Source organism: Mesorhizobium sp. LNHC252B00, assembly GCF_000502955.1.
In the GTDB taxonomy this organism is placed as follows: Bacteria; Pseudomonadota; Alphaproteobacteria; order Rhizobiales; family Rhizobiaceae; genus Mesorhizobium.
This window is the reverse complement of sequence record NZ_AYWO01000007.1, coordinates 176,053-202,245: the sequence shown is the minus strand read 5'-3', so window position 1 is coordinate 202,245 and position 26,193 is coordinate 176,053. Positions and strand designations below refer to the sequence as shown.

At 63.6% G+C, this 26,193-nt stretch carries 29 protein-coding genes; 14 read left to right on the top strand and 15 right to left on the bottom strand.

The window, feature by feature from the left end; all coding sequences use genetic code 11:
- Positions 1 to 85 precede the first annotated feature (85 nt).
- Together X744_RS157660 and ubiA are read left to right on the top strand one after the other, a co-directional pair.
- Entirely contained in the window at positions 86 to 997 is a 912-nt protein-coding gene (locus X744_RS157660) for a LysR family transcriptional regulator (protein ID WP_023759093.1), read from the top strand.
- A gap of 68 nt (positions 998 to 1,065) precedes the next feature.
- A complete protein-coding gene (gene ubiA / locus X744_RS157665) occupies positions 1,066 to 2,049 on the top strand; it encodes a 4-hydroxybenzoate octaprenyltransferase (RefSeq protein WP_023759092.1) in 984 nt (327 codons plus the stop codon).
- Between the two features lie 173 nt (positions 2,050 to 2,222).
- On the opposite strand, the gene X744_RS157670 is transcribed toward ubiA, so the two are convergent.
- The 3 genes from X744_RS157670 to X744_RS157680 all read right to left on the bottom strand — a co-directional run bounded on the left by X744_RS157670 (position 2,223) and on the right by X744_RS157680 (position 5,388).
- Entirely contained in the window at positions 2,223 to 2,789 is a 567-nt protein-coding gene (locus X744_RS157670; RefSeq protein ID WP_023759091.1) for a DUF6101 family protein, read from the bottom strand.
- Positions 2,790 to 2,974: 185 nt separating this feature from the next.
- Positions 2,975 to 4,405 carry an FAD-binding oxidoreductase gene (locus X744_RS157675; RefSeq protein WP_023759090.1) on the bottom strand — a complete coding sequence of 477 codons (1,431 nt, stop codon included), beginning with the start codon at positions 4,403 to 4,405 and terminating at the stop codon, positions 2,975 to 2,977.
- An 8-nt stretch (positions 4,406 to 4,413) separates the two neighbouring features.
- A complete protein-coding gene (locus X744_RS157680; protein ID WP_023759089.1) occupies positions 4,414 to 5,388 on the bottom strand; it encodes an L-threonylcarbamoyladenylate synthase in 975 nt (324 codons plus the stop codon).
- Positions 5,389 to 5,595: 207 nt separating this feature from the next.
- Here X744_RS157680 and X744_RS157685 point away from each other — a divergent pair, with 207 nt between their 5' ends.
- Positions 5,596 to 6,072, top strand: coding sequence for a hypothetical protein (locus X744_RS157685; RefSeq protein ID WP_023759088.1), 477 nt, complete (start codon positions 5,596 to 5,598; stop codon positions 6,070 to 6,072).
- 163 nt (positions 6,073 to 6,235) lie between these two features.
- A complete protein-coding gene (locus tag X744_RS157690) occupies positions 6,236 to 6,622 on the top strand; it encodes a hypothetical protein (RefSeq protein ID WP_023759087.1) in 387 nt (128 codons plus the stop codon).
- A gap of 173 nt (positions 6,623 to 6,795) precedes the next feature.
- Here the strand turns inward: X744_RS157690 and X744_RS157695 are convergent, their stop codons facing one another.
- Positions 6,796 to 7,032 (bottom strand): hypothetical protein, encoded by a 237-nt coding sequence (locus tag X744_RS157695; RefSeq protein WP_023759085.1) that lies wholly within the window; start codon positions 7,030 to 7,032, stop codon positions 6,796 to 6,798.
- Between the two features lie 107 nt (positions 7,033 to 7,139).
- The gene (locus X744_RS1000000170975) at positions 7,140 to 9,947 is read right to left on the bottom strand and encodes a glycine--tRNA ligase subunit beta (protein ID WP_023759084.1); all 2,808 of its coding nucleotides are present in this window, start codon (positions 9,945 to 9,947) and stop codon (positions 7,140 to 7,142) included.
- A 195-nt stretch (positions 9,948 to 10,142) separates the two neighbouring features.
- On the opposite strand from X744_RS1000000170975, the gene X744_RS1000000174460 reads away from it, so the two are divergent.
- The gene (locus tag X744_RS1000000174460; RefSeq protein ID WP_023759083.1) at positions 10,143 to 10,319 is read left to right on the top strand and encodes a hypothetical protein; all 177 of its coding nucleotides are present in this window, start codon (positions 10,143 to 10,145) and stop codon (positions 10,317 to 10,319) included.
- 3 nt (positions 10,320 to 10,322) lie between these two features.
- On the opposite strand, the gene X744_RS157700 is transcribed toward X744_RS1000000174460, so the two are convergent.
- On the bottom strand, positions 10,323 to 11,243 hold the full coding sequence (locus X744_RS157700) for a glycine--tRNA ligase subunit alpha (RefSeq protein ID WP_031260155.1): 921 nt from the start codon (positions 11,241 to 11,243) through the stop codon (positions 10,323 to 10,325).
- A gap of 206 nt (positions 11,244 to 11,449) precedes the next feature.
- Between X744_RS157700 and X744_RS157705 the strand changes: the two genes are divergently transcribed.
- On the top strand, positions 11,450 to 11,911 hold the full coding sequence (locus X744_RS157705) for a GNAT family N-acetyltransferase (RefSeq protein ID WP_023759081.1): 462 nt from the start codon (positions 11,450 to 11,452) through the stop codon (positions 11,909 to 11,911).
- Between the two features lie 97 nt (positions 11,912 to 12,008).
- Here X744_RS157705 and X744_RS157710 read toward each other — a convergent pair whose 3' ends face one another.
- From X744_RS157710 to X744_RS157730, 5 genes are all read right to left on the bottom strand, one after another.
- Positions 12,009 to 13,784, bottom strand: a complete 1,776-nt coding sequence (locus X744_RS157710; RefSeq protein ID WP_023759080.1) for a tetratricopeptide repeat protein — start codon at positions 13,782 to 13,784, stop codon at positions 12,009 to 12,011.
- 235 nt (positions 13,785 to 14,019) lie between these two features.
- Positions 14,020 to 14,463 (bottom strand): DUF1284 domain-containing protein, encoded by a 444-nt coding sequence (locus tag X744_RS157715; RefSeq protein ID WP_023759079.1) that lies wholly within the window; start codon positions 14,461 to 14,463, stop codon positions 14,020 to 14,022.
- The gene (locus X744_RS157720) at positions 14,460 to 15,050 is read right to left on the bottom strand and encodes a biotin transporter BioY (protein WP_023759078.1); all 591 of its coding nucleotides are present in this window, start codon (positions 15,048 to 15,050) and stop codon (positions 14,460 to 14,462) included. Before X744_RS157720 ends, X744_RS157715 begins: the two co-directional genes overlap by 4 nt.
- 107 nt (positions 15,051 to 15,157) lie before the next feature.
- Positions 15,158 to 15,826 carry a GntR family transcriptional regulator gene (locus X744_RS157725; protein WP_023759077.1) on the bottom strand — a complete coding sequence of 223 codons (669 nt, stop codon included), beginning with the start codon at positions 15,824 to 15,826 and terminating at the stop codon, positions 15,158 to 15,160.
- Positions 15,827 to 15,927: 101 nt separating this feature from the next.
- A complete protein-coding gene (locus X744_RS157730) occupies positions 15,928 to 16,944 on the bottom strand; it encodes a polyprenyl synthetase family protein (protein WP_023759076.1) in 1,017 nt (338 codons plus the stop codon).
- Between the two features lie 206 nt (positions 16,945 to 17,150).
- Between X744_RS157730 and X744_RS157735 the strand changes: the two genes are divergently transcribed.
- The 6 genes from X744_RS157735 to moaB all read left to right on the top strand — a co-directional run bounded on the left by X744_RS157735 (position 17,151) and on the right by moaB (position 20,910).
- On the top strand, positions 17,151 to 17,375 hold the full coding sequence (locus X744_RS157735) for a DUF2007 domain-containing protein (RefSeq protein ID WP_023759075.1): 225 nt from the start codon (positions 17,151 to 17,153) through the stop codon (positions 17,373 to 17,375).
- Positions 17,375 to 18,175: a methyltransferase gene (locus X744_RS157740; RefSeq protein ID WP_023759074.1), complete on the top strand. Its 801-nt coding sequence runs from the start codon at positions 17,375 to 17,377 to the stop codon at positions 18,173 to 18,175. The genes X744_RS157735 and X744_RS157740 overlap by 1 nt, the downstream gene beginning before the upstream one ends.
- A gap of 78 nt (positions 18,176 to 18,253) precedes the next feature.
- Entirely contained in the window at positions 18,254 to 19,117 is an 864-nt protein-coding gene (locus X744_RS157745; RefSeq protein ID WP_023759073.1) for a S49 family peptidase, read from the top strand.
- 140 nt (positions 19,118 to 19,257) lie between these two features.
- Positions 19,258 to 19,443: a membrane protein gene (locus X744_RS157750; RefSeq protein WP_013896713.1), complete on the top strand. Its 186-nt coding sequence runs from the start codon at positions 19,258 to 19,260 to the stop codon at positions 19,441 to 19,443.
- Positions 19,444 to 19,469: 26 nt separating this feature from the next.
- A complete protein-coding gene (locus tag X744_RS157755; protein ID WP_023759072.1) occupies positions 19,470 to 20,369 on the top strand; it encodes a 4-(cytidine 5'-diphospho)-2-C-methyl-D-erythritol kinase in 900 nt (299 codons plus the stop codon).
- Complete coding sequence (gene moaB / locus X744_RS157760) at positions 20,356 to 20,910, top strand: molybdenum cofactor biosynthesis protein B (RefSeq protein WP_023759071.1); 555 nt, start codon at positions 20,356 to 20,358, stop codon at positions 20,908 to 20,910. The genes X744_RS157755 and moaB overlap by 14 nt, the downstream gene beginning before the upstream one ends.
- A gap of 95 nt (positions 20,911 to 21,005) precedes the next feature.
- On the opposite strand, the gene X744_RS157765 is transcribed toward moaB, so the two are convergent.
- Positions 21,006 to 21,980 carry a hypothetical protein gene (locus tag X744_RS157765; protein ID WP_023759070.1) on the bottom strand — a complete coding sequence of 325 codons (975 nt, stop codon included), beginning with the start codon at positions 21,978 to 21,980 and terminating at the stop codon, positions 21,006 to 21,008.
- Between the two features lie 146 nt (positions 21,981 to 22,126).
- The gene (locus X744_RS157770; RefSeq protein ID WP_023759069.1) at positions 22,127 to 22,645 is read right to left on the bottom strand and encodes a glycosyltransferase; all 519 of its coding nucleotides are present in this window, start codon (positions 22,643 to 22,645) and stop codon (positions 22,127 to 22,129) included.
- Between the two features lie 148 nt (positions 22,646 to 22,793).
- On the opposite strand from X744_RS157770, the gene X744_RS157775 reads away from it, so the two are divergent.
- Together X744_RS157775 and X744_RS157780 are read left to right on the top strand one after the other, a co-directional pair.
- The gene (locus X744_RS157775) at positions 22,794 to 23,948 is read left to right on the top strand and encodes a PA0069 family radical SAM protein (protein WP_023759068.1); all 1,155 of its coding nucleotides are present in this window, start codon (positions 22,794 to 22,796) and stop codon (positions 23,946 to 23,948) included.
- Positions 23,949 to 24,100: 152 nt separating this feature from the next.
- Positions 24,101 to 24,796: a ribonuclease HII gene (locus tag X744_RS157780; RefSeq protein ID WP_023759067.1), complete on the top strand. Its 696-nt coding sequence runs from the start codon at positions 24,101 to 24,103 to the stop codon at positions 24,794 to 24,796.
- A 264-nt stretch (positions 24,797 to 25,060) separates the two neighbouring features.
- Here the strand turns inward: X744_RS157780 and X744_RS157790 are convergent, their stop codons facing one another.
- Both X744_RS157790 and X744_RS157795 read right to left on the bottom strand, forming a co-directional pair.
- Positions 25,061 to 25,552, bottom strand: coding sequence for a F0F1 ATP synthase subunit B (locus X744_RS157790; RefSeq protein ID WP_023759065.1), 492 nt, complete (start codon positions 25,550 to 25,552; stop codon positions 25,061 to 25,063).
- Between the two features lie 10 nt (positions 25,553 to 25,562).
- Positions 25,563 to 26,159 carry a F0F1 ATP synthase subunit B gene (locus X744_RS157795; RefSeq protein ID WP_023759064.1) on the bottom strand — a complete coding sequence of 199 codons (597 nt, stop codon included), beginning with the start codon at positions 26,157 to 26,159 and terminating at the stop codon, positions 25,563 to 25,565.
- Positions 26,160 to 26,193: the final 34 nt, after the last annotated feature.

The window sequence follows — 26,193 nt, the reverse complement described above, 5'->3', positions numbered from 1 at the left end:
TCTCCTCTTGGCAGCACACCGACTATCGCAAGCAGCATTCATTCAGTAAAATAATAACTTTCCATCTGATACATAGGACAGTCCTATGAACGTGACCCTCACCCAATTGCGTTACCTTGTCGCCGTGGCTCGTCACGGCAGCGTCACCGGCGCGGCAAAGGTGCTGAACTTATCTCAGCCGTCGATCTCGGTGGCTATCGACGCCGTCGAAAAGAATTTCGGCCAGAAACTGTTCGTCCGCCAGCGCGGAAGCGGTGTTTCGCCGACATCGTTTGGCCGCGCCGTCGTGGTCAAGGCAAGACAGGTTCTCACCGAGACGGACGAACTCATCGGCCTGGGTTCAACCAAATCGGCTGTCAGCGGTGAGCTGGTGCTGGGGTGCTTCGAGGACCTGGCGCCGTTCTTCGCGCCGGCCCTGCTCCGCGCCTTCTCCGAACGCCATCCAGCCGTTAAGGTCGTCGTTCGCGACGAAACCTTCGAAACGCTGGGACGACGGCTCGGCGATGCGGCCATCGATCTCGGTCTCACCTATGATCTCAGCCTGCCGACGCATTTCGCCCGCATCCTGCTGCGCGAACTTCACCCGCATGCGCTGTTGCCGGCGGGCCATGCCCTGGCGGATCGCCCGTCAGTCAGCCTTGCGGATCTTGCCGCCTATCCGCTGATCACGACGGACCAGCCGCACAGCTGGCAGCACATGCTCGACCTGTTCCGCAGCCGCGGCCTTTCGCCAGCGGCCGACATGACGACGAGCTCGTTCGAACTGCAGCGCAGCATGGTCGCCAACGGCTTCGGCGTTGCGGTCAGCTATACCCGTCCGTACGGCGACCGCAGCTATGACGGGCTGCCGCTTGTCCGCAAGCCGCTGTCCGATCCGCTGCCGATGCAGCGGATCCTGCTCACCTATGACTCGCATCAGCGCGTGTCGAATGCGGCGCTGTCCTTCATCGACGTGGCGAAGGGGTGGTTCGCCAGCCGCGACATCTTTGCCTCGTGAAAGGCTGACGGACCCCGCTCCCGCGCTTGCCGCTTGACGGTTTCCGCCGCTGCTGCCACTCCATGGACATGGAACCTATCCAGTCGAAAGCGGCCCAGGGCCGTGTCGCCGATGCGCCGAACGGCCATTGGGTCTATCGCGTGCTGCCACGCTCGTTATGGCCCTATGCGCAACTTGCCCGGTGGGACAGGCCGATCGGCTGGCAGTTGCTGCTGTGGCCGTGCTGGTGGTCTGCGGCCCTTGCGGCGAGCGCCTATCCGCGTCCCGGCGACCCGCTGCTGTCGCTGCTGCCGGCACCTTGGTATCTCGTGCTGTTCCTGGTCGGCGCCATCGCTATGCGCGGCGCCGGCTGCACCTACAACGATCTCGTCGATCAGGACATCGACAACCAGGTCGAACGCACGCGCTCGCGGCCGCTGCCGTCGGGCAAGGCGACGCGCCGGCGGGCGTGGCTGTTTGTTGCGCTGCAGGCGCTGGTCGGCCTCGCGGTGCTCATACAGTTCAACAGCTTCGCCATCCTGCTCGGCATCTTCTCACTGGCAATCATCGCCATCTATCCATTCATGAAGCGGATAACCAATTGGCCGCAACTTGTACTCGGCCTTGCCTTTTCCTGGGGCGCGCTTATGGGGTGGGCGGTCGAGTTCGGCGATCTCGATGGGCCTGCAATCATGCTCTATATCGGCTCGATCCTGTGGGTGATCGGCTACGACACGATCTACGCGCATCAAGACAAGGAAGATGACGCCATTGTCGGCGTGCGCTCGACGGCACGCTTGTTCGGCGACAACACCAAATCGTGGCTGGCAGGACTCTATGGCGGCGCGCTGATCTGCTTTGCCATCGCCTTCGCGTCGGCGCAGGCTCCGGTGGTGGCGCTGGCTGGACTGATCGCCGCCGGTGCACATATGGCCCGGCAGATCGCGGTTCTGGATATCGACAATCCGGACCAATGCCTGCGGCTGTTCAGGTCGAACAACCAGGTCGGCTGGCTGATCTTCCTCGGCCTGATCGGCGGCGCTGTGTGGGTGGCGCTGAAGCCGCTGGTGTAGCGGCTTCTTACCTTTTCCGTTCCCCTTGCGGGAGAAGGTGGATTGGCGCGTAGCGCCAAGACGGTTGAGGGGTGCTGGAGGGAGTGCCGTCCGTGCCAAGCTGGAGCACCCCTCATCCGACCGAGCTTCGCTCGGCCACCTTCTCCCACAAGGGGGAGAAGGAAGATCCCATCTCACTCCCGCGAAATGATTTCCTGGCCGTCGATGACCAGCCTGAGACCGAGGGCGCCAGCCCTGCGGCGAGCGAGGAAGCGCGGGCGGCGCGTGTTGGAAACGCGGCCCTTGCGGCGATCCTGCGGCGGCAGCGTCTTGATGGCGGCGCCAAGCGATTCTTCCAGTGTACGGGCAACGCCGTCCGATTCGATCAGCAGCATCGGCAGACGGTAGGCGTCGGCCCAGGCGCGCCAGTCGGCGGCGACATCGTCGAGATCGTCGGCCACCAGCAGCGGCACCGATAGCATCGGATCGTTGTGCAGGAGTTCCAGGGTCACCGTGACATTGCCGTCCGGGTCCTCCATGGCGCGGGCGGCAACGCCGCGGAACGCATTGGCGGGCAAAACGACGATCGCGGGCAGGCCGCTCATCTCGAGCATGCGGCGGATCACGGCACCGCGCTGGTCGATGGTGAAGGTCACGTCGCCGTAGTCGTCGCGGGTCGCGTAGCTCACCACTTGCGGCAGGCGAAATGGGTCGAGACGCATGTTGCGTCCCGCCCAGACTGGCTTCAGTCCGGTGTTCATGGATGCCCTTCCTGTCTGTCTCCTGAGAGCCGGTGTCCGGTTCTCTCCGGGCCGGTTTTTCCAGCCTCGTTTGTATGGAGACAGTAGCGCGGGCTCCTTACCGCCCCGCTTAAGAAAGTCGGTTAAATTTTGCTGATCTCAGGGATGGTTATCGGAATGCCACCAGCCACAAGACGTTGAAAGGATCAGATAACCTTACCGGGATTCATGATGCCGGCCGGGTCGAAGGCAGCCTTCACCCTGCGCATCAGATCGATCGCTATCGGTGGCGCGGTCGCGATCAGTTCGTCGCGCTTCAACTGGCCGATGCCGTGCTCGGCGGAGATCGAACCGTGCAGGCTGCGCACCACGTCGTGCACCGCCCTGTTCATGGGGTGATAGAGGGCAAGAAACGCCGCGTCGTCGCCGTCGACAGGCCGCGAGATGTTATAGTGGAGATTGCCGTCACCCATATGGCCGAAGCAGACGACGCGGGCCCCGGCGCTCACCGACGCCACCGCGGTGGCTGCTTCTTCGATGAAGTGCGGGATCGATGCGATAGGCACCGAAATGTCGTGCTTGATCGAAGCACCCTCCGGTTTCTGCGCCTCGGGCAACACCTCACGGAAATTCCAGAACGCATCCCCCTGCCCGAGACTGGCCGCGATGACGGCGTCGCCGACGAATTTCTGTTCAAGGCCGGCCGAGAGCACCTCCTCGATCAAGGCTCTCGAATCTTCCGATGAACGACCCGACGAAATCTGCATCAGCACATACCATGGCCAATCCTCGATCAGCGGCCGCGTCACGCCCTGGGCATGCGCGAGCGTGAAATCATATGGCCGCTTGCCGATCAGTTCGAAAGCGGTCAGTGCAGCCCCCGCGCGGTCCATCGCCAGGCTGAGCAGGGAAAGTGCGGCGTCGGGCGACGACAGGCCGACGAAGGCCACCTCGCGCCCCTTCGGCTTCGGAAACAGCTTGAGCACGGCGGCGGTGATGACGCCGAGGGTGCCTTCGGCGCCGACGAACAGGTTCTTCAAATCGTAGCCGGTGTTGTCCTTCTTCAGCTTGCGTAGATCGTCGAACACCTCGCCGGTAGGCAGCACCACCTCGACACCGAGGCAGAGTTCGCGCGCATTGCCATAGGCAAGCACGCCGGTGCCGCCCGCATTGGATGACAGGTTGCCGCCGATCTGGCAGGAGCCTTGCGCGGCCAGCGACAGCGGAAACAGCCGGTCGGCGGCATCGGCCGCCTCCTGCAGCGTCTGCAGGATGACGCCGGCCTCGACCGTCACCGTGTTGGACAGGACATCGATCTCGCGGATGCGGTTCAGCCGCGAAAGCGACAGGATGATCTCGCGGCCGGACCTGTCCGGCACCTGGGCGCCGACCAGCCCGGTGTTGCCGCTTTGCGGCACGACCGGCGTTGCTGTCTCGGTCGCCAGCCGCATGATCAGGCTGACCTCGTCGACGCTGCCCGGCCGCAGCACCAGCGATGTCACGCCGTGCCAGAGCCCGCGCCGCTCAATGAGGTAAGGCGCGATATCCTGCTCGTCACGCAGCGCATATTTGTCGCCGACGATCGCCGCGAAGCGATCAATGAGAGCGGGATCCAGTTTGGCTGAATTTTCGGTCATGCGGAAAACTATGTCGTGGGCAGCATGTTGTCACGAGGGGCGGCGGCACGCGAAAGCCGATCGTTGATCGCCTCGCCCAGCCCGTCGAACGGAACCGGCTCGACGGCGATGGTCAGCGCGCCGCTGCGGTCAAGCTCTTGCATAAAAGCGAACAGGTTGCTCGCCGCCTCGCGCAGGTCTCCGGCTTCGGATAAATTGAGGAAAGCGGCGGCGTTTCGCCAGCCTGCCGCCCGTTGGCCGCCGAAGCCGAGCAGGGCTTCGCCCGCACCGACCGTCCCGGCGTTGAGCCGCATCGCAGCGCCCGGCGCATAGTGCGAGCCAAGCATCCCTGGCGCCTCGATGTCGGTGGCACCGCCGCGCAACAGCTCCATGCCGACGGCCGCCTCGATCTCCTCGGCGGCGATGCCACCGGGCCTCAGCAGCCGCAATGCTGCGCCCTCGACCTTGATAATGGTCGATTCCAGCCCGACCGGGGTCGCGCCGCCATCGACGACCAGCTTGATCCGCGCGCCGAGATCCGCCGCCACCGCCTGCGCGGTCGTTGCGCTGATCTTGCCGGATGAATTAGCGCTGGGCGCGGCAAGCGGGTGGCCGAGCCTGGCGATCAGGTCAGCGCCAAAACCCCTCGGCATGCGCAAGGCAATCGTATCGAGCCCGGCAGTGACCAGCGGATGGATGCCGTTGCCGGGCCGTTGCGGCAGCACCAGCGTCAGCGGACCGGGCCAGAATGTCAGCGCCAGTTTCTTCGACAGCGGATCGAACAGCGCGTGGCGTTCTGCCATCGCCATATCGCCGACATGGGCGATAAGCGGGTTGAAGCGCGGCCGTCCCTTGGCTTCGAAGATGCGCGCCACACCGATGCCGTTGGTGGCATCGCCGGCCAGCCCGTAGACGGTTTCCGTCGGGATGGCGACGACATCGCCACCCCTGAGCAGCGCCAGCGCCTGCTCCATGGCCTCGCCGACGGCAAGAATTTCAGCCACTCTCGTCACCTCACAGATGTGGGGTGCGTAGTACGATGGCGGCCGTTGGGCAAGTCGGGTGTTAGGGCAAGGGTTGTCGGACAAGGCATTGTCGGACAAGCTGGGCTTTGGCGATTTATCAATTCCTAAAATGCTATGCTTCCACGAAAGCCGGTATCAATTCCAGCCTGCTATTGTGCAGCCTCTGGGCAAAGGGGAGAGGTCATCGTGTCTGTGCGTATCCTGCTGGGTATATTTCTTGCGGTGGCAACCGGCGGGGCCCAGGCCTCGTCTCTCGTTTTCCCGGGCGCGTCATCCTCGACACCGTCGATCATCAAGCTGGGCGCACCTATGGCCAGTGATGCAAAGTCGGTGGTGGCGGTCGGTGATGCCCAGCCCGGCGTCACCGATGAAAAGGTGGCGGCGATCCCGGACAAGCCGGAGGCCAGGCATGGCTTCCAGCCAAGCCCGATGGTCATTCGCGGCGGCATTGCCGGTCCTGCCTTCTCGGCTCCGACGCCAACCGCCGAACCCGCCGCAGCTGCTGCGCCAGCCACAGGCACCGAGCCAGCGGCAGGCACTGTGCCGGCAACGGCCACCGCCTCCGCAGCCCCGTCGGGCAATGCCGAGAACCAATCCGCCCCGCCGAACGCCCCGGCGCCGGCGCCCGGTCAGCGGATGCCTCCCAATGGCTATTCCAAATAGCTTCGGCTCACGATCGCCTGGCATTGATGCGTGGCTTGACTGCCGTCTGGCGCCCGGCGCACCATTGCCAGGCCGTTTCAGTTTTATGTCAGCCGCTGGACGCTATCGCGTCGAGCGGCCCCGGGAGACGGGATTTCATCGTTAGGGGCAAGGGGGTTAGATCATGAGAAAATTCAAAGCCGTTACCGCGGCAGGGCTTCTGCTGGCTTCATTGCTTGGCGGCACGGCTCATGCCGATGAGATGCTGGGATCCTATGTCGCTCGCATTTCCGATCGGGACCATCAGGCGAGTGACGGCTATGCGCTGGACAATGCCGCGCAAATGGTACGGCAGGACCGCGCCAACTGGCACAAGTTCCACCGCCGCGACAGCGACGACGAGGGTGATGGCTGGTTCAGGACCAACGACCAGCGCGCCGATCTGCAACGCATGCTGGAGCGTGGCGGGGCGATGAGTTCATCGACCAAGCGCGCAATCGTCAATGGCGAACCGCTGATCCAGGTCGACGTCAGATCGGAAGAGCACACGTNGAGCGTGGCGGGGCGATGAGTTCATCGACCAAGCGCGCAATCGTCAATGGCGAACCGCTGATCCAGGTCGACGTCTACGAAAACAGCGTGCGCGTCAGCGTCCTGGAAAACTGAAGGATGCGGAACGACTGACAGACGGGGCGGCGCTTCAGCGCCGCCCCGCCATCCATCCACAGAAACGGCGGCCGAAAATCAGGCCGCTTCTTCGTTGTCGTCGTCCTCTTCGGACTCTTCGTCGCCTTCGGCCTTCACGCCGTCGTCGCCTTCTTCCTCATCTTCAACGTCTTCGTCTTCGTCGTCATCCGAGAGGTCAGCGGCTTCGACCGCGGCGGCCGCGGCATGATCGAGGATGTGTTCGGAAATGGATTCGAGCGATTCGGCAGGAGCCCGGGTTTCTTCTGTCACTTCGATGTCGTGATCGGAATTCATGGAAGCCTCCGTGGGGTTGGGGAACATGTCCCTTTTGCCACGGAGAGATCATCGCCATATGACTGTAAGCCGGCTCGAACGGCCGGGGGCAAAGAATATTTCTTCCCTTAACCGGCAATCTTCGAGAAATCCGCGACCTGACCAGTGGCCGCGCGAATGCGGGCGAGCAGCGCCAGGCGGTTGGCACGCACGGCCTGGTCTTCATCATTCACGAGAACGTGCTCAAAGAATGAATCAACCGGTTCACGCAACACGCTAAGCGCCAGCAGAGCGGCGGAAAAGTCATCGTTTTGAACAGCTTCTCCGGCTTGCTTCTCGGCCTGATTCACCGCCGCAAACAGCGATTTCTCGGCAACCTCGCGCAACAATGCCGGCTCAACGGTTTCGGCAATCACCGTTTTCTTCTTCTCCTCGGCAGCCAGAATGTTGGCCGCGCGCTTGGTTCCGGCGAGCAGGTTCCTGCCGTCCTCCGAGTCGAGGAAGGAGCCCAGCGCTTCGACCCTGCGGACGATCTGCAGCAGGTCGGCATTGGACGATTGGCCGATCTCCCCCCTTGAGGGGGAGATGCCCGGCAGGGCAAAGGGGGGCGCTTGGCGCTGAGAGGACGGCGGGACAGCGCCCCTCTCTGTCGGCTTCGCCGACATCTCCCCCTCAAGGGGGGAGATCGGGCGCGAACTTGTCGCCAGCACCGCATCGATCAGGTCGTGGCGTGCACCCTGGTCGCGGAGGTGGACTTTGAGGCGGTCGTGGAAGAAGGCGAGGAGATCGGCGATGAATGGCGAAAGTGATGCTTCCAATTCCATCATTCGCTGGCCGTCGAAGAACTCTCGTTCCTGATCGGCGGCGCCGATGGTTTCCGAATTTGCTTTGGCCAATCCACCCTTCAACAAGTTGGAGATCAAGCCAGCTTCCGACAACAACTGGCTTGCTCCCTTGTAGTCGCGTATGCGGGAATCGAGCATCGCCACCAGACCACGGCACTCAACCCCCTCTCCCGATCGTTCATATGCGGTGAGGGCCGAGGCCACCGTCGCTGCGATGGCGACATCCAGCGAAATCCTGATCCTGTTTTCCAGTATGATCCTCACCACACCCAGCGCCGCTCTACGCAACGCATAGGGGTCCTTCGACCCTGTGGGCTTCTCGTCGATGGCCCAGAAGCCAGCCAGCGTGTCGAGCTTGTCGGCGAGCGCCACGGTGATCGAAACCGGATCGCTCGGTACGCGGTCGGAAGGGCCCTGCGGCTTGTAATGTTCCTCGATGGCCGCGGCCACGGATGGGTGTTCGCCCTGCAGCAAAGCGTATTTGCGACCCATGGCGCCCTGCAGTTCCGGAAACTCGCCGACGACTTCAGTGGTGAGATCGGCCTTAGCCAAGACAGCGGCGCGGGCGGCAAGCGCACTAATCTCCCCCCTCGAGGGGGAGATGTCGCCGAAGGCGACAGAGGGGGGCGGCACGACGGGGCGCGACGCCCTATCGCGGTCAGAGGATGCCGGCGCTTCACGCGAGGCGACCCCCTCTGGCCTGCCGGCCATCTCCCCCTCAAGGGGGGAGATCGACTGCGCCACGATGGGCGCCAGTTCTTCGGCCAGATGCTTGATCCGCTCCACCCGCTCGCCCTGTGTGCCGAGCTTGGCGTGGAAAGTCACCCCGAGATGGTCGAGGCGCGCCATGCGCTGGTCGAGCGGTTTTTTCAGATCGAGCTCGAACTTTTCCGCAGATGCCTCGAGCTCACCGAGATCCGGCAAATCACCCTGGTCGGTCGTCCAGAAATAGAGCGCGTCGGACAGGCGCGCGCGCACCACCTTGCCGTTGCCGTGGGCGATCTCCTTGCCGCCATCCTTGGCCTCGATGTTGGCGGTGAGGATGAAGCGATTGGAAAGCTGGCTGATCTCCCCCCTTGAGGGGGAGATGGCCGGCAGGCCAGAGGGGGTCGGTTCGACCGGGCTCGGCACAGATGGCACCAGCGCTTCACGCGAGGCGACCCCCTCTGTCGGCTTCGCCGACATCTCCCCCTCAAGGGGGGAGATCGGGCGCGATGTCACAAAGCACTTCTGGTTGGCGCGGATGGTCAGCCGGATCACCTCGGCCGGAATGGCCAGGAAAGCCTGCTCGAACTCGCCCATCAGCACGACCGGCCATTCGACCAGCCCGGACACTTCTTCCAGCAGCCCGTCGTCCTCGACCAGGTCGAGCCCGTTGGCGAAAGCGAGATTGCGGGCATCGGCAAGGATGATCTCCTTGCGCCGGTCGGCATCGAGCACGACCTTCGCCGCTTCCAGCTTGGAAACATAGTCGTCGAAGCGGCGCACCGTGATGGCATCGGGCGCATGGAAGCGGTGGCCATAGGTGATGTTGCCGGAGCGGATGCCGTCGATCTCGAAATCGACCACCACCGGCTCCTCGGTCTCCGGGCCGAAGGTGCACAGGATCGATTGCAACGGCCGCACCCAACGCAGCGAGCCGGGCTTGGCCGAGGCTGGGCCCCAACGCATCGATTTCGGCCATGGAAAACTGCGGATGATATCAGGCACCAGCTCGGCGATAATGTCTTCCGCCGCCCTGCCCGGCTTCGAAATATGGGCGATGTAGAAGTCGCCCTTCTTTGGGTCGGAATGGACATGCGCCTCGGCGACGGATGCCAGACCTGCCTTGCGCAGAAAGCCTTGCACCGCCTGTTCGGGCGCTGAAGTCGAAGGCCCCTTGATCTCCTCGCTTATATCTTTCGAGCGTGCAGTCAGCCCCCTGATATCGAGCGTAAGGCGCCGCGGCGTCCAGTACTCGCGTGCCGCCTCATAGGTCAGCCCCGCCTCGACCAGACCGTCGGTCAGCATCTTCTTGAGGTCACCCGCCGCCTTGCGCTGCATGCGGGCGGGGATTTCCTCGGAGCGAAGTTCTAGAAGCAGGTCAGGCATCAGGGTCAGCTCATGCGGGAGAGAGGTCCGGGCGGGGCATAGCAACTCGGCTGGCCGCTGTCACCCTTTCCACAAATTTTGGCGCCCCTGTCGGGACGAGACAATCCCGCTCGTCCTCGGATCAAAGATTTCCATGAACCGAACGCAGCGCTGAAGCGACACACGCTCAGGCAGGAAACCATTGGCTCAACGACCATGAAAACGGCATCCAGACTTCTGCAGATCCTCGCGCTCGGCGCCTGCTTCACCGGACAGGTCCACGGCGCCTTCTCGATGCCGGGCGTGCGGCAGGCATTGCGCACGATCGACGGTACCGGCACTCAGAACGCGATGCCGATGCACGCTTCGCTCGCGATGATGAATCTGGCCTGAAGCTCAGGCCGCCAAGCCGCCTGCCTGCGTTTTCAAAAATGCCTCCCCGCAGGCCTTCGCCAGATTGCGCACCCGCAGGATATAGCTCTGCCGTTCGGTGACGGAAATCACGCCGCGTGCATCGAGCAGATTGAAGACATGGCTGGCCTTGATGCACTGGTCGTAGGCCGGGAAAACCATGCGATGCATCAGCGCATTGTCGTTCGATGCCGGCGCACCGGAATCGAGCAGCGCCTTGCACTCGGCCTCGGCATCCTCGAAGTGGCGCAACAGCATCGCCGTGTTGGCGTATTCGAAATTGTGGCGCGAATATTCCTGCTCGGCCTGCAGGAAGACATCGCCATAGGTGACCTTGTCGGCGCCTTCGCGGCCGTTGAAGTTGAGGTCGTAGACATTGTCGACGCCCTGAACATACATGGCCAGCCGCTCCAGCCCGTAGGTGAGTTCGCCGGCCACTGGCGCGCATTCGATGCCGCAGACCTGCTGGAAGTAGGTGAACTGCGACACCTCCATGCCATCGCACCAGCATTCCCAGCCGAGGCCCCAGGCGCCCAGCGTCGGGCTTTCCCAATCGTCCTCGACAAAGCGGATGTCGTGCAGCAGCGGGTCGACGCCGATCGCCGCCAGCGAGCCGAGATAGAGCTCCTGTAGGTTGGGCGGGTTCGGCTTCAAGATCACCTGATACTGGTAATAATGCTGCAGCCGGTTTGGGTTCTCGCCGTAACGCCCGTCCTTGGGCCGGCGCGAGGGCTGGACGTAGGCGGCGTTCCAGCGCTTCGGTCCGAGCGCGCGCAGCGTCGTTGCCGGGTGAAAGGTGCCGGCGCCGACTTCCATGTCGTAAGGCTGCAAGATGACGCAGCCATAGGCCGCCCAGTAATTGTGCAAGGTCAGGATCAGCCCCTGGAACGAGCGACTGGGATGCATATGGGCAGGGATTTCAATCGTCACGGGGGCCTCGGCAGCACAGGCTAGCTTGCCGGCACGTCCTAGAGACCCGGCGGCGAAGCGTCAAGCAAGGCGCCCGCCGGTGCGAGCGTACAGTTGAAAGCTTTGCTAGCGGCTGGTCCATTGCCAGCCTTGGGCACCTGAGGTCTGTTCGATGCGTCCACCTCAATGACAACAGGTCAACCATGCCCAGCCCGATCGTCATCCGTCCCGTCACGCGTCAGGACTTCGACCAGTGGCTGCCGCTGTGGGACGGCTATAACGCATTTTATGGCCGCTCGGCTGAAACAGCCCTGCCGGGCGAGATCACGGCGATGACGTGGTCCCGTTTCTTCGATGCCTATGAGCCGGTTCATGCGCTGGTCGCCGAGAGCGAGGGACAGCTTCTCGGCCTCGTGCACTATCTCTTCCATCGCAGCACCACGGCGATCGCGCCGAATTGCTACCTGCAGGACCTCTTCACCACACAGGCCTCCCGTGGCAAAGGCATTGGCCGTGCGCTGATCGAGGGCGTCTACGAGCGAACCCAAGCCGCCGGCTCAGGCCGGGTCTACTGGTTGACGCACGAGACCAACCAGACCGCGATGAAGCTCTATGACAAGATCGGCGAACGTTCCGGCTTCGTCGTCTACCGAAAGCTATTCTGAGGCAATTCCGAACCTATCGGCGCCTATCGGGGCGTGACAGCCATCCACAAACGAAACGGGGCTCCGAAGAGCCCCGTTGCATTCAAAAAAACCGATTTCACCCCTTCGGGGCGGGCACCGGCTCTGGCTTGACCTTCGGGGTTTCCTGCGCCGTGTTGGATTCGATCGGCGGCAGGCCCTTCATCAGCTTCTGTTGCAAGTTGGCCAGCACATCGGGATCGGGCTTCAGGTCGCGGGCCTGGTTCCACTGGAAGGTGGCTTCCAGTTTGCGGCCGACGCGCCAGTAAGCATCGCCAAGGTGGTCGTTGAGAACCGGATCTTCCGGCTTCAGCGACACGGCGCGTTCCATTTCGCGCACGGCATCGTCGAATCGGCCAAGGCGGAAATAGGCCCACCCGAGCGAATCGACGATGTAACCGTCGCTTGGCCTGAGGTCGACGGCCTTCTGGATCATCGCCAGGCCTTCCTTGAGGTTCATGTTCATGTCGACCCAGGAATAGCCGAGATAGTTCAGCACCTGCGGCTGGTCGGGGACCAATTCCAACGCCTTGCGGAAGTTCGGCTCGGCCTTGGGCCATTCCTTCAGCCGCTCATAGGCGATGCCACGCTGGTAGAAGATGTTCCAGTTGGCCGCGGTCGGCGTCTTCAGCGCCTCGACAGCCTTGTCGTAGAGATTGGCGGCCGAGCGGAAATCCTCCTTCGAGGAATAGACACCCCCGAGCGCCAGATAGGCGCGCATGTCGTCGGGGTGGGCGTCGACGAAGGCCTTCAGATGGGTGATCGCCTCCTCATGACGGTCGAGATCGGCAAGGTTGAGGCCGAGCTGCAGCTCCGAAAGCTCCTTCAGCGGCGAAGTAGCGGGGATCCGCCGATAGAGCGCGATGGCGCCCTCGCCGTCCTTCAACTGCTCGGACACTGCAGCGAGTTGCACCAGTGCTGCATCGCTGTCGGGCTTCAACGCCAGAGCATACTGCAGATAGAGACGGACGAACGGCTCTCCGCCGCCACGGTTGAGCGCGGTGGCGAGATCAAGCAGAATCTCGGAGGCGCCGTCCGACGGACCGGCAGCGAAAGGCGCGATCTTGTCGCCCCTGGCGATCTTGTCGCGCATGGCGACGATTTCCAGCTTGCCGGGCGAAAACGCCTCGGCCTGATCGAGCACCGACATTGCCTTGGTCTTGTCACCCTTGCGAGCCAGAAACGAGGCATAGGCCTGCGCATTGCGCATCCAGGTTTCGGGAGCCGCACCACCGGCGGCCGTATCCTGCATGGTCGCGGCGTAGATCGCATCAGCCTTTTCGGGCATGCCGGAAGCATCGGCAATCAATGCGCGATGGAACGACTTGAACAGACCGAACCAATCCGGCCCCTGCAACTTGTCGATGGAGGCCATCGCATCGGCGGCCTCACCGGCGCCTTGCTGCGCCCAGCCGGACATGACCCCGGAGAGCAGCCGGTCGAGATCGGATTCCACCGACAGCTTGAGCCAGTATTGTACCTTGGTGAAATCCTTCTTGTGGAAGGAATCGACGGCCAGCGCCAGGCGCGAGAAGCGCTCGACATCGGGAACTTCCTTGAGCTTGTCAGCATAGACCAGGGACTCGTCGAAGCGGCCTTGCGCGATCAGCGACAGCATCAAGCTTTGCTGCAGGCCGGTGTCGCTCGGGTCGAAGGCCAATGCCTGCTTGTAATAGCCGATGGCGCTGTCGAGGTCGTTGTCGCCTTCGGCGATCCGGGCCGCCAGATAAGCGCCCGAGAACGACGTGATCTTGACCGGTTCGGTGGTTTGCTTGGCATAGGCCGGAAGAGCCGAGATCGCCATGCCGGTCACAATTGCCAGCCTTGTCAGCCAGCGCGCACGTCCTTGCCGCATCGTATTCCTTTCAGCCAGGCCCATCTCCGCATCAGCGGGATCGGCATAGACTTCATCTTCATGATAAAGCATGGCCTTTTTGGGGTCGCGCTTCAATCCGCCTCGAATTTACAATCCGGGCACCCGATTAACAAATCATGGCGACGGGCCACAGTTTTCCGATCTTGAATTTCGGCCATGGTGTCGCGCGGATCGGAGCATATCACAGATTCGACCGCGGGGCTCGACGCCAATGTCAGTGTTCGCCTGGCGAGGCAGACCGCCGCACCAGCGTGTCACCATATCCGCCAGCCGCAATCGTGCTGCACAGCCCGCTCCATTCGCAGCCGCCGCAGGCCTTGCGCACGCGGCCAGCGGAAAACGCCTGCCGCATCCGGGCCAGCATCGACGGATCGAGATCGAGGCTGGCGCCGACGCGGATTGGGCGCGCCAGCAATTCCTCCAAATCCTGTGCCGCTAGCCGATCGCGCTCGAAGACGCTCTCGTTGAGACAATGCGGCTCCGGCTCGTCGAGCAACGGGCCGCAGACATCGTCCGCGCCGGAAACGAGGAGGATGTCCTCGCCCCGGCTCAGGCGCTCCGCGATCCCGTCATAGTTGGCGGTGAAGGCGGGACTGTATCCCTTGCCCACATAGGTGAGCAGGCAAAGGAGGTGATGGGCGCGCAGCCTGATCGTCACGGATTGGCCGGCTTCGCTCTGCCGGGGAGAGCCATGAGTGTCGCGGCACCGAGCGCCGACTTCAGCAGACCGCCGACGATGAATGGCAGGAAGCCGAAGGTGATGGCCTGTTCGGCGCCGATCATGATGGCGAGCCACATGGTGCCGAGAACCAGGCAGGCAAGGTTGCCGAGCAGCATGGCGGCGAAGGCAAGCATCACCCGGTTGCCGTTCCAGCCGCGTTCGGCCAGCCAGCCGACCAAGGCGCCGACGATTGGGAAAGCGAAGAGATAGCCACCCGTTGGTCCGACGAAATGCTGGACGCCGGCGGCGCCTCCGGCCAGCACCGGAAAGCCGACCGCGCCTTCGACCAGCCAAGCGGCGATGGTAACGGCGCCAAGCCGCCAGCCATAGAGCGCGCCGATCAACGTCACGGCGAAGGTCTGCATGGTCACCGGAACCGGCAACATCGGTACTTCGATGTAGGACGACAGCGCCAGGAACAGCGTGCCGAGCACGACGGCTCCAACCTGCCAGGCAAGAGGGCGGCCCTGAAGCCGGAGCGGACTGAACGAGGGCTTGCCGGACGAGAATGCAACGTCTGTCATGGGATTCCTTTGATCGATTGCAAATTATAGATAATTTCTGTTTTCGATCTATTATCGAATCCACAAATCCCCCAAGATAGCAAGCCCTGCCTGTGCAAGGCGTCATCCTAGCCCACGATGGCAAAGGCCTCGCGTGTCGTGCCAGAGGCCGTCCTGACCGGCTTGCGGCCGATCCACTGGACATGCCGCCCCAGTGTCGCGGCTGCCGATTCGGTGTTACCCTGCCGCAAGGCGGTGAGTATCGCGCGATGATCCTGGTCGGTGCGTGTCTCCCACTCCGAGCGCCAGGCCGCGAACAGGAAGCGGGCACTTGCCGCGTGCAGGTCGTCGATGGTGGCGAGCAGACGCGGCATGCCGCACGGCGACAGGATCAACCGGTGGAAGGCGCGGTTGGCTTCTTCCCAGGACCTGACATCGCGGGATTTGTCGCCGGCCCTGGTCGCTTCCTCGGCAAGGTCGAGAATGGCCGATGTCAGATGCGGCGCGGCGTGGCGCAGCGCCAGCACTTCGAGCGCGGCGCGCATTTCGGCGACCTCCTTGACCTCGCTCAGGTCGAAAGCCGCGACACGTACGCCGCGGCGCGGCTCACCGACGGCCAGCCCTTGCGCCTCGAGACGGCGAAACGCTTCGCGTACGGGAACATGGCTTGTCTGGAATTCCTCGGCGATATGATCCTGCCGAAGCCTGGCCCCCGGCTCGATCGCGCCGGAGATGATGCGGTCCGCCAGTACCTTGCTGATGCGGACCGCGATGGTGTCGTCTGTGCCCTTTGCCATCTTTTATAGATAATTTGCGGCGAGGCAGCTTGTCGAGACGGCGGGACCGAATTCGCAAACTTCCAGCGTAAGCCAGAGGAAGCGTCGCTAAAGTCCAGCCTTCAGTTCACCCGGCTTATGCAGAAATCGATGACGTCGATCAGCGCCGATTTCTGCGGCGTCGCTTCCAGCGGCGCCAGCGCATCGCGGGCGATCTCGCCGAAATGGCGGGCGCGCCCGATCGTGTCGGCGATGGCGCCGTGCCGTGTCATCAGGCCGATCGCTTTTTCCAGGCCGGCGTCATCGGTGGCATTGTCCTCGATGGAACGCTTCCAGAAGGTGCGCTCAGCCTTGGTGCCGCGCCGGTAGGCGAGGATGACTGGCAGGGTCACCTTGCCCTCGCGGAAATCGTCGCCGACATTCTTGCCCAGATCCTTGCTGGTGCCGCCATAGTCCAGCGCGTCGTCGATCAGTTGGAAGGCAAGGCCGAGGTTCATGCCGTAGGAGCGCAGCGCCGCACGGTCGTTACGCGTCGCCAAGGCAATGACCGGACCGACTTCCGCAGCCGCAGAAAACAGTGCCGCGGTCTTGGCCTTGATCACGGCGAAATGTTCGTCCTCAGTGGTCTCCAGGTTCTTGGCGGCGGCAAGCTGCATCACCTCGCCCTCGGCGATGATCGAAGCCGCGCTCGACAGGATGTCGAGCGCCTCCAGCGACCCGACATCGACCATCATGCGGAAGGCCTGGCCGAGGAGGAAGTCACCAACCAGCACGCTCGCCTGGTTGCCCCAGATCATGCGGGCGGTCTTCTTGCCGCGGCGCATGCCGCTCTCGTCGACGACATCGTCATGGAGAAGCGTCGCCGTGTGCATGAATTCAACCGCCGTGGCGAGCTTGACGTGGCCCTCGCCGGCATAGCCGAACATCTGCGCGGCGGCGAGCGTCAGCATCGGCCGCAATCGTTTGCCGCCGGACGAGATCAGATGGTTGGCAATTTCGGGGATCATCTCGACGTCGGAGCCGGCCTTGGACAGGATCAATTCGTTGACGCGCCCCATATCGGCCGCAGTCAGATCGATCATCTCCTTGATGGAGGCGGGCTCCCGCTTCCCGTTTTCGATGTTGAGAACGACACCCACGACAATCACTCCCGTCTTGGTATAACGCGTGCGACGGCACCCTTAATCCCTGCTTGGACTCTAGGGCGGCAGGCACATCCACGGCAAGAGGCGAATTGGCGCGGCGGCGATGACAGGCTGTCAACTGGCGGCGAAGGAAGTTCTGCTTTGCCGGGGCAATCCACCTAGCCGTTTACATCAGCGCTGCAAACTGAGAGTTTCGCCCGATGATAGAGCTCATTCGCACCAACGACGCCGTCATCATCTCCTTTGTCGAATCGCTGATGCGCGATGCCGGCATCGGCTGCTTCGTCGCCGACCAGAACATGAGCGTGCTCGACGGCTCGCTCGGCATCCTGCCGCGGCGCGTCATGGTCGACGCCGACAAGGCCGACGCGGCACGGCGCATCCTGACGGATGCCGGCATCGCCAACGAGATCCGTGGAAAGTAATGCCCGCCGCGCCGGCCACCCTTATCCCAGACACACCGGCCCATACGGTCGATGCTTTCCATCGCGGCCGGTTCTGGCTCGTGCAGCCCAAGCAAGGCGGCCATCGCGCCGGTATGGATGCGATGATGCTGGCCGCGTCCGTGCCATCTTCCTTTGGCGGGCGTCTGGCCGATTTCGGCGCCGGAGCCGGGGCTGCGGGCCTGGCGGTGCTGTCGCGCTGCCTGGCAGCCGAGGCCGTGCTTGTCGAACGCGCGCCGGAAATGGCGGCCTTCGCTGCGGCCACCCTTGCCCATCCCGGCAATGCCCATCTCAGCGATCGCGCCTCCGTGGTCGTCGCTGATGTCACCGTATCGGGCCGGGCGCGGGCGTCCGCCGGCCTCGCCGACAACGACTTCGACTTCGTCATCATGAACCCGCCTTTCAATGCCGCGCGGGACCGCGCCACGTCCGATCGCCTGCGAAAGGAAGCGCATGTCATGGAGGATGGAGCGTTCGAGAGCTGGATCCGGAGCGCCGCGGCGGTGGTCAGGCCGCGTGGCCGGCTTGCCGTCATCGCCCGACCCGAACAGCTCGGCTCGATTCTCGATGCAATCGCCGGCCGCTTCGGCGATGCCGAGATGCTTGCCGTCCACCCGCGCCCAGACGCGGCGGCGATCCGCATCATTGTGCGGGCGGCGCTCGGCGCACGGGGAAGACTTGCCATCCGGCCGCCGCTGATGCTGCACGCGCAGTCGGGCAACGGTCCTGATGAGCGCAGTGAAATGATCACCAACGGGCTTGCCTCTTTGTTCGGAGATTGAGCTATCTTGGGGCCCACATTGCTGTTGGCCGGGGAATCCCTACATGCCAGCAACCCATCGACCGGAGACCGTGCCCTCGTGAAACGACTTATCAACCGCCTGCTGCCGAAATCCTGGCGCTCCACCGTCGTCACCATTCCGGTCATCCGGCTGCACGGTACCATCATGGCCGGTGGCGGCCAGTTGCGGCCGACCCTGTCCCTGGCCTCCACCGCCGGCCTCATCGAGAAAGCGTTTTCCTACGACGCGCCGGCGGTCGCCATCTCGATAAATTCGCCCGGCGGCTCGCCGGTGCAGTCGCGGCTGATCTTCAAGCGCATCCGTGATCTGGCAACCGAAAAGGACAAAAAGGTGCTGGTCTTCGTCGAGGACGTTGCGGCATCGGGCGGCTACATGATCGCGGTCGCCGGCGACGAGATCTTCGCCGATCCGTCCTCCATCGTCGGTTCGATCGGCGTGGTGTCGGCCTCGTTCGGCTTCCCGGAATTGATGAAGAAGATCGGCATCGAGCGCCGTGTCCACACTGCCGGCCAGAACAAGGCAGTGCTCGATCCGTTCAAGCCGGAGAAGAAGGAAGACGTCGAACGGCTGAAGGCGTTGCAACTCGAGGTGCACGGCACGTTCATCGACCTCGTCAAGGAGCGGCGCGGCACCAAGCTGAAGGACGATCCGGACCTGTTCACCGGCCTGTTCTGGACGGGCATCAAGGGCCTTGAGCTCGGCCTGGTCGATGCGCTCGGCGACATGCGGACGGTGCTGAAGACCCGCTTCGGGGAGAAGACGCAGCTCCGGCTGATCACGGCACCGCGCGGTCTCCTCGGCCGCTTCGGCCTATTCGGCTCGAGAATGGGCTTTTCGGTGCCCGACATCGCCGCCGCGGCCGCCAGCGGGGTGATCGATGCGGCGGAAGAGCGCGCATTATGGGCGCGCTTCGGGCTTTGAAAACCCGGCGAAACCGTCTAGCATAAGAAGCTTGAAATCTTATGCATGTCGTTTTCCCAAAACCCGATCCACCTTTGGGCGACATGTATCAACCGACCTACCGGCCGCCTTCGCCGGCCCAGCGTGGGAGGAGTTTTGGCATGCCGCAGATCATTTTCTTCACCGTCGTTGGCGTCGCCGCCTATTTCGGCTACCGCACTTTCGTCCGCGAGGCCGAGCGCGTGACCGCCAAGGTGCGGCGCACCGAAAAGCAGGCGGCCAATGGCGCGATGGGGACGCTGGTCAAGGATCCGAAGACCGGCGAATACCGGCTGGCCAAGGACTGAGCATCATTTCACATGTGACTGACGCGGTGGACATCGACACCGGTTCACGCACCTGGCATGCGCACGCCAAGATCAATCTTGCGCTGCATGTCACCGGCAGGCGCCCTGACGGCTATCATCTGATCGAGAGCCTGGCGGTGTTCACCCGTTTTGGCGATAGGGTCGAAATCGCGGCGGCTGAAAATGATGATTTTGTCGTGTCAGGCCGCTACGCGCTGGCCATCCCTGTCGACGCCAGCAATCTGGTGCTTAGGGCGCGCGATGCCCTGCGACAGGCGGTCGGGCAAGACAAAACCCCGCCTGTCTCGATAAAGCTCGAAAAGAACCTGCCGGTTGCCTCCGGCGTCGGCGGCGGTTCGAGCGACGCGGCAGCCGTGCTGCGCGGGCTGGTTGAGATATGGGCCCTGGACATCGACGGCATCGAGCTGGCGCGGATCGGCCTCTCGCTTGGCGCCGACGTGCCAATGTGCCTGGCGGCTAAGCCGTTGGTAGCGCGCGGCATTGGTGACGAGCTTTCGATGGTGCCGGATTTTTCGACGCTGGGGCTGGTGCTGGTCAATCCGGGCAGGTCGGTCTTGACGGCCGACATCTTCGCAGCGCTTGCCCGTCGCGACAATGAAGCGCTACCGCCGCTGCCGCGCAGCATCGACTTCCACAGCCTGCGCAACTGGCTGGAGATCACCCGCAACGATCTCGAGCCGGCAGCCGTAGCGATGCAACCCGCTATCGGCAGGGCGCTTTCCTGGCTTAACAAGGCTGGATCGGGTTTTTCACGCATGTCCGGGTCGGGCGCCACGTGCTTCGGCTTGTTCGAAACCGGCAATGTCGCCAAGCGCGCCGCCGCCGAGATCCGTGGTCGCCAGCCCGACTGGTTCGTCGCCGCGACGCGTAGCATCGCCTCGGAGGGAGCTGATGGCCAGAATTGACGAGAGCCGTTCCTTCATCCCCATACGCATCGCGGTGCTGACCGTTTCCGACACGCGCAGCCTTGCCGACGACAAATCCGGCCAGACGCTGGCCGACCGCATCGCCGAGGCCGGCCACATACTGGCTGCCCGCGATATCGTCACCGACGACCGCGAGAAAATCCGCGACACGGTTCTGGCGTGGTCGCGGGACAAGGATATCGATGTCGTCATCACCACCGGCGGCACCGGCTTCACCGGGCGCGACGTGACGCCGGAAGCGCTGGAGCCAATCTTCGAAAAGCGCATGGACGGCTTTTCGGAAGTGTTCCACCGCATCTCCTACGACAAGATCGGCACCTCGACGGTCCAGAGCCGGGCGACCGGCGGCGTCGTCAACGCCACTTTCGTCTTCGTGCTGCCGGGCTCACCCGGCGCCTGCAGGGACGCCTGGGACGGCATCCTGAAGGCGCAGCTCGACTACCGGCACATGCCGTGCAACTTCGTAGAGATCATGCCGCGTCTGGACGAGCATCTGCGGCGCGGCAAATCGGCTCCCTAAAAGCCGAGGCCAAGCGGCGGCTCCACGGGCGCTGCGCAAAGCCCGGCGCCGTGCTCACCGGATGCCTGTCGAGATGAACTTCGGGTCGTCAGCTCTCAGCGGATGACCGGCTCGCCATGAAAGCGGCGGCGCGACGGCGGCGATACGCCGAAGCCGACTTCCATCATCAACCTCGGCCTGCGCGACGGCACGGTGCCCATGTGGAAGCCGAAGGGGTCCTCGACGAAACCTAGTCCTGCTTCTCCAGTCAATGTCACCGGGCTCTGCTCGCCATAGACATCCAGGACCTCTCGCGCGGAATGGCCGACGAGGAGGGTGAGTTGATGCTTGAGGCTGCGTCGCTTGTGGCTGCCTCGCACATAGACGTGTGGACCGGTCTCGGCATCGACCGGCTTGAGGTAGAAAAAGAATTTCAGCATGCGCCAATCGTCGAGGTCGAAATGATACTTGCCGAGCGAGGCGAGGTTCTTGTCGGCGTCCGAAGCGGCACCCGTCGGAAAACTCCACCAGACCCGCGTCGTGATCAGTTTTGCCTGACCGCCGAGATAGTGCGCGGCAATGTCTAGAAGCAGCGGGTCGCGCTGGATGGCGAGCGCCGCCTCGCAATCAAGGATTCGCTCGAAAAAGTGCCCGCTGAGCAGCGAGCGGCCAAAGCGCTTCTCAGCTTCCGCATGTTCATCCGGCATGAATTCGAGACGGCGGTCGAAATTGCCGAAGCAAGGCGTGCGCTGGGCGAAATCGGCGATCTCCTCATGGATATCAGACGGCAGGACGAGGCCCGAAAACAGCCCGTCGGTCCGCAGCGCTTCGACTACTGCCTCACGTTCGACACCGGCGAACATCGTATCCCCCGTATCCGCGACCGGACGGGCGCGTTTTGCGCCCAGCCAATGCATGCGGCGCCCGGGCATAGTGCGCGCCAGCACAAACATCGGCAGCCAGGCAGGGTTTTCCCGCAGGTCCGTCAGATAGGTTGGAATGCGCACGGCGATACGCCGCAGCAGACTGCCGTTGCGCGCAATGGCCTCTAGGCTGGCCGTGCCGGATTTGTCGGGCGTTGGAAGGTTCATCGGGTCCTCGATATAAGGGCACCACCAATGCTGCATCGGTGTTCACCACTCGGCATGACCCAAACCCAACTCACCCGCTTTGTCCGGAAGCTAACCGCGTGTCAGATTTTGTGCAATGCACAATGACCAGAGCAGGTGCAAAAAACTCAGCGCGGAGAGCGGCGTTCCCGCTTCGCCGGCGCCATCCAAATCTCGGCGTCGAGCCGCTTTGTCGCGAGGCCGCGGGCGATGGCCTCGGCGCTGACGGCACTCCTGGCCGAGGCCTGACGCTTGCTGATCAGCAATCCGTCGGCCAAGGCACGGTTTGCGGAAAAGACGCGAGCCAGGAACGGCTTGCGGCTGCCGCGCGCCCGCGAAAACCGTGCCGCCATGGTTTGCCTGGCCGTATGGTCGACGACCGCGTCGATCCAGCCCTCCATCAATCGTGCGCCCGGCTCCAGGAGCAGCAACCAGTCCCCCTTGGCTTGCCGGATCCCCGTGGCGATGCCGCCCGTCACGTAGTGACAGCCGGCATGCTCGGCCACACGATGCGTCTGGTCGGTAGAGCCCGTGTCACAGACGATGACGTCACGCACCACGCCCTCAACCGCGCCGCCAATCAGCGAGGCGAGCGTGCGGGTAAGCCCTTCCTCGTCATTGCAGGTTTCGATGAGAACACTAAGCATCGTTAGCCGATAGCGGAAAGCGCGGCATAGCGCCAGTTATCCAGCGAGCCATAAAAAGTTCTTGCTTTGTTCTCATCAACAGAATAGGAATAATTTCATGAACAGAGCGATTCGACACAACACGGACAGTCCTTGGGAGCGGGCGAAGATGGAACAGATCGTGCGCGCCGACATTGCAGCTTTCGGAGCTGGACGGGCCGAGATGGCCAATGCGATGATCGAGCAGAGTGGCGTGCGTGTCCGGCCGGACCGCAACCGCGGCAGGTCGGCAGGCATCAATCCGTCCGGTCGGTTCGAGCCGGTCAGCCGGCATGTTTTCGACGATGGCTGGAATTCGCTGGAAGAACTGCCGCCCTTCAAGACCGAAGTGCAGGTCGAGAAGCCGCGCACCATCATCACCCGCAACGAATCGCCCGATATCTCCTTCGATCGTTCGATCAACCCTTATCGCGGTTGCGAGCACGGCTGTGTCTATTGTTTTGCCCGGCCGACGCACTCGTTCATGGGTCTGTCGCCGGGTCTGGATTTCGAATCCAAGTTGTTCGCCAAGCCAGATGCGGCGCGCTTGCTCGACAAGGAGCTGTCGAAGGACGGTTACCAGCCACGAACCATCGCTATCGGCACCAACACCGACCCCTACCAGCCAATCGAGAAGCAATACCGGATCATGCGCGAGATCCTCGAAGTGCTGGAGGCGCGCGGTCATCCGGTCGGCATCGTCACCAAATCCGCTTTGGTGACGCGCGACATCGATATCCTGTCGCGCATGGCTGAGCGGGGGCTGGCCAAGGTGGCGCTGTCGGTGACGACGCTCGATCGCATGCTGGCGCGCACCATGGAGCCGCGCGCGTCGACGCCCACCAGGCGGCTGGAGGCGATCCGGCAGCTTTCGGATGCCGGCATTCCAGCGTCGGTCATGGTGGCGCCGATCATTCCCGGATTGACCGATCCGGAGATGGAACGCATCCTCGATTCGGCACGCGCCGCCGGTGCGCGCGAGGCGGGTTATGTCGTGCTGCGCCTGCCGCTGGAGGTCAGCCCGATCTTCAAGGATTGGCTGCTGCGCCACTACCCCGATCGCTACCGCCACGTGATGTCGCTGATCCGATCGATGCGTGACGGCAAGGACTACGATTCGGAATGGGGCAAGCGCATGAAGGGCGCCGGTCCCTATGCCTGGCAGATCGGCCGGCGCTTCGAGATCGCAGCCAAGCGGCTCGGCCTCAATGCCGAACGGCGCACGTTGCGGACCGACCAGTTCGTTGCTGCTGCCAAAGACCAATTGCAGCTGACGCTGCTTTGAGAATGCAATTCACTGCGGCGGCTTGATCTGCCGCAGCACAGGAATCCCGTCCGGCCCGCCCCGGCCTGCAGACGGTGCCCTCCCGGTCCGGCGCCCCACCCGACCCGGAGGGACTTGCGGAGAATCGGAGCCGATGCGAACCTCGCCGCAACATGGCTCGCGCGCGTTCTGATTCTCCGCCTCTCTTTGAGATCATCGAGAAGCCCGACTTCTCCTTCGAGACGAAGGCGATGGCTGACGGTCTGTGGCCGGTTGCGGGCATGGATGAGGCCGGCCGCGGTCCCTTGGCCGGACCGGTGGTGGCCGCGGCGGTGGTGCTCGATCCCGCCAACATTCCTGACGGGCTGGACGATTCCAAGCGCCTCACCCATTTGCAGCGCGAGGCCCTGTTCCTGCTCATTCTCGGCTCCGCGCAGGCGGTCTCAATGGCCTCGATCAGCGCCGAGGGCATCGACGGCAGCAACATCCTAAAGGCAAGCCTGGAGGCGATGCGCCGTGCCCTGGTCGGGCTGTCGGTTCAACCGAAGCTCGCCCTCGCCGACGGGCGCGACGTGCCCCCGGGCCTGCCCTGCGCGGGGCGCGCGCTGATCAAGGGCGACCAGCGTTCGCAATCGATCGCCGCCGCCTCGATCGTCGCCAAGGTGATGCGCGACCGCATGATGTGCGGCTGCGGCAACCATCACGACCGCTATGGCTTCGAGTCCCACATGGGCTACGCCACGGTCCGCCATCGCACCGCGATCGAGGCTCATGGTCCCGTGCCGCGGCTGCACCGCGTGTCATTCGCGCCGTTCAGATTGGGCGGGGTGGAAGTGGTGGAAGACGAGAGCCTGGTCGGATTGGAGTGAGCCACGGCGATGTCAGCCGATCTCCCCCCTCGAGGGGGAGATGTCGCCGAAGGCGACAGAGGGGGTCGGCTCGACTGGGCACGACGCCATTTTTCAGCAAAGATCAGGCCAGCGCTTCATGCGCGGCGACCCCCTCTGGCCTGCCGGCCATCTCCCCCTCAAGGAGGGAGATTACGCGCTCGGCCGCCCCGCCAATCTGGTTTTCCACAGCAAAAAAGCCGCCAGGTTTCCCGGGCGGCTTCAATGATTGGCTAGACGGATCGTCTAGTTCAGTTTCGACTTCACGTCCACGAGCGAGGCCTTGAACAGCTCGGCACCCGCCTTGGCGTCGATCTTGCCGGCGAGCAGCGTGCGTGCGGCCTCGACGGCGATATCGACGGCGCTGGCGCGGACTTCACTGATGGCGTCACGCTCGGCCTGGCCGATCTTCTGTTCGGCAAGCGCGGTGCGCCTGACGACATAGTCCTCGGTCTTCTTGTGCGCGTCCGCGGCAAGCATGTCGGCTTCGCGCTTGGCGGCGGCGACGATGGCGGCGGCCTCCTGCTCGGCTTCCTTGCGCTTGCGCTGGTATTGGCCAAGCAATTGCTGGGCCTCCTCGCGCAGCCGGCGCGCTTCGTCCAGCTCGTTGCTGATCCTGTCGGCGCGCGCGTCGAGCGCCTTGGCGATCAGGCCAGGTACCTTGATGTAGATTGCAACGCCGAGGAAGATAACCAGAGCTACCGTGGCCCAGAGCGTTGCGAGAGAGGTGTAGTCCATGATGCGCTCCTCACCGGGCCACGGATTTGACCGCGGCCGCGATCTCGGCCTTGCTGGCCTTGCCGCCGACCAGGGCCTCGACGATCGCCGAAGCGGTATCCTCGGCGATGCTGCCGACTTCCTTCATCGCATTGGCCTTGATGGAAGAAATGCGGGCCTCGGCCTCGCCAAGCTTCGCATCGAGCGCGGCCTCGACCTTCTTGCGTGCGGTCTCGGCCTCGGCCTTGGCCGCATCGTTGGCCTGCTGGCCGATCGCGTTGGCCTTGGTCTTGGCTTCCGCCAATTCCTGCTCGTAGGCAGCAACAGCGGCGTCGGCCTCGCCCTTCAACTTGGCTGCCTGGTCGAGATCCTGGCTGATGCGGTCGTTGCGGACATCGATGATGCCCCCGACGCGCGGCATCACCACCCGCTTCAGGAAGAGATAAAACAGCCCGAAAGTAATCGCCAGCCACAGAAGCTGCGACGGGAACGTCGCAGGATCGAATGGCGGAAACGTGCCGTGCGCTTCTGCAGGCACGCTGGTGCCGGATTGCGTCTCGCCTTCCGTCGCAGCGTGGCTGGTATCGGCAGGCGCGGACTCTTGCGCGAAGGCAGATGTCACGAACATGGACTATCCCCGAAATTCGGGCCCGCCGCTTGCG